General features: G+C 52.7%; 2 rRNA genes. Both read right to left on the bottom strand.

Annotated elements, in window-relative coordinates:
* Positions 1-11 precede the first annotated feature (11 nt).
* Positions 12-129: ribosomal RNA gene (gene rrf / locus FME68_RS12805) — 5S ribosomal RNA — on the bottom strand.
* A gap of 119 nt (positions 130-248) precedes the next feature.
* A 23S ribosomal RNA gene (locus FME68_RS12810) occupies positions 249-3,320 on the bottom strand.
* Positions 3,321-3,336: the final 16 nt, after the last annotated feature.

Raw genomic sequence — 3,336 nt, forward strand, 5'->3', positions numbered from 1 at the left:
TTGTTGTTTGGTGTCGGCGGTTTCTTACTCTCCCACAACCTCCCGGTTGCAGTACCATCAGCGTTAGCAGGCTTAGCTTCCGGGTTCGGAATGGGACCGGGCGTTTCCCTGCTGCTATAGGCCACCGACAAACACACGGAGCAAATTCTGGTTTGCTGGTGTTGTGTCAGATACTGTGTAGTGGACGCAAGCGACAGTGATTATTGTCTTGTTGTGTTTGTTGTTTACACACCCCAGAAGTTGGGTGTGTGTGTTTGTTTTGGTCTATTAGTACCAGTAGCCTCCACACTTTACAGTGCTTCCAGGTCTGGCCTATCAACCCCATCGTCTTTGGGGGACCTTAAATGAAACCTCATCTTAAAACAGGCTTCCCGCTTAGATGCTTTCAGCGGTTATCCCTTCCGTACGTAGCCAACCAGCCATGCTCCTGGCGGAACAACTGGCACACTAGAGGTACGTCCGTCCCGGTCCTCTCGTACTAGGGACAGCCTTCTTCAAGTTTCAACGCGCGCGGCGGATAGAGACCGAACTGTCTCACGACGTTCTGAACCCAGCTCGCGTGCCGCTTTAATGGGCGAACAGCCCAACCCTTGGGACCTACTCCAGCCCCAGGATGCGACGAGCCGACATCGAGGTGCCAAACCATCCCGTCGATATGGACTCTTGGGGAAGATCAGCCTGTTATCCCCGGGGTACCTTTTATCCGTTGAGCGACACCACATCCACAAGTAGGTGCCGGATCACTAGTCCCGACTTTCGTCCCTGTTCGACATGTCTGTCTCACAGTCAAGCTCCCTTGTGCACTTACACTCACCACCTGATTGCCAACCAGGCTGAGGGAACCTTTGGGCGCCTCCGTTACATTTTGGGAGGCAACCGCCCCAGTTAAACTACCCACCAGGCACTGTCCCCAACCCAGATCATGGGCCAAGGTTAGACATCCAATCCGATCAGAGTGGTATTTCAACAACGACTCCACACACACTGGCGTGCACGTTTCACAGTCTCCCACCTATCCTACACAAACCGAACCGAACACCAATACCAAGCTATAGTGAAGGTCCCGGGGTCTTTTCGTCCTGCCGCGCGTAACGAGCATCTTTACTCGTAGTGCAATTTCACCGGGCCTGTGGTTGAGACAGCAGAGAAGTCGTTACGCCATTCGTGCAGGTCGGAACTTACCCGACAAGGAATTTCGCTACCTTAGGATGGTTATAGTTACCACCGCCGTTTACTGGGGCTTAAATTCTCAGCTTCGCAGTCAAAAGACTACTAACCGGTCCTCTTAACCTTCCAGCACCGGGCAGGCGTCAGTCCATATACATCAACTTAACGTCTTCGCATGGACCTGTGTTTTTGATAAACAGTCGCTTCCCTCTATTCTCTGCGACCCCACAACCCACCACCAACGCAAAGGCTGGTTTAAGTCGTGTGGTCCCCCTTCTCCCGAAGTTACGGGGGCATTTTGCCGAGTTCCTTAACCACAGTTCACCCGAACGCCTTAGTATTTTCAACCTGACCACCTGTGTCGGTTTAGGGTACGGGCCATACATCCACATCGCTAGAGGCTTTTCTCGACAGTACTAGATCACCAACTTCACCCCAATCGGGCTACGCATCACGCCTCAGGCTTACTCGGTGTGCGGATTTGCCTACACACCACCTCACACGCTTACACCAACAATCCACTAAGCGGCATGGCTACTACACTGTGTCACCCCATCACTTGAACCACACATCAGGCCCCACGACATCAACAAACCACACACTCAAAGAGTGCACAATTCGTATCCGCGGTGGTTAGTATCAGTGCTTTATCATGGGCGCGGATATACGGGTACCAGAATATCAACTGGTTGTCCATCGACTACGCCTGTCGGCCTCGCCTTAGGTCCCGACTCACCCTGGGAAGACGAACTTGACCCAGGAACCCTTAGTCATCCGGCGGGAAGGATTCTCACCTTCCAATTCGTTACTCATGCCTGCATTCTCACTCGCACACACTCCACGCCTCCTTACGGTAACGCTTCAACACATGCACGACGCTCCCCTACCCAAACAAAATGTTTGCCGCGGCTTCGGCGGTGTGCTTGAGCCCCACTACATTGTCGGCGCAGGACCACTCGACCAGTGAGCTATTACGCACTCTTTCAAGGATGGCTGCTTCTAAGCCAACCTCCTGGCTGTCTTCGCGATCCCACATCCTTTTCCACTTAGCACACCCTTAGGGGCCTTAACCGGCGATCTGGGCTGTTTCCCTCTCGACTATGAAGCTTATCCCCCACAGTCTCACTGCCGCACAACACAATTGATGGCATTCGGAGTTTGGCTGACATTGCTAAGATTGTAGTCCCGCTCAACCAACCAGTAGCTCTACCTCCACCAAGCTAATGCGACGCTGCACCTAAATGCATTTCGGGGAGAACCAGCTATCACGGAGTTTGATTGGCCTTTCACCCCTACCCACAACTCATCCCCGCAGTTTTCAACCTACGTGGGTTCGCGCCTCCACAGCATCTTACTACTGCTTCACACTGGCCATGGGTAGATCACCCCGCTTCGGGTCCAGGACATGCCACTCAACACCCCATTAGGATTCGGTTTCCCTACGGCTACCCCACACGGGTTAACCTCGCGACATGCCGCTGACTCGCAGGCTCATTCTTCAAAAGGCACGCCATCACACAATAAAAAGTGCTCTGACGGATTGTAAGCACATGGTTTCAGGAACTATTTCACTCCCCTCCCGGGGTACTTTTCACCATTCCCTCACGGTACTAATACACTATCGGTCACACTGAGTATTTAGGCTTACCGGGTGGTCCCGGCAGATTCACAGCAGATTCCACGAGCCCGCTGCTACTCGGGCAACCCAACAACTTGCACATTGAAGCCTTCAACTACGGGACTATCACCCTCTACGGTAGGCGTTTCCACACCACTTCACCTAACAACAACACACAAGCAAACCAGTGGTAGCTGGCTTCCATCAGGGCCCACAACACCGCACACACAACCCCTACCAAGTATCACATGCACACGGTTTAGCCTCATCCACGTTCGTTCGCCACTACTAGCAGAATCATATTTTATTTTCTTCTCCTACGGGTACTGAGATGTTTCACTTCCCCGCGTAAACCCCCACAACAGCTATGAATTCACTGAAGGGTAACACCCCATAACAGGTGCCAGGTTTCCCCATTCGGACATCCTCGGATCAACGCTTTATTGACAACTCCCCGAGGCTTAACGCAGCCTTACACGTCCTTCATCGGCTCAGCATGCCAAGGCATCCACCATGCGCCCTAAATAACGAACACACAACCAACACAACAA

It is taken from the genome of Corynebacterium hiratae (genome assembly GCF_009708045.1).
In the GTDB taxonomy this organism is placed as follows: domain Bacteria; phylum Actinomycetota; class Actinomycetes; order Mycobacteriales; family Mycobacteriaceae; genus Corynebacterium; species Corynebacterium hiratae.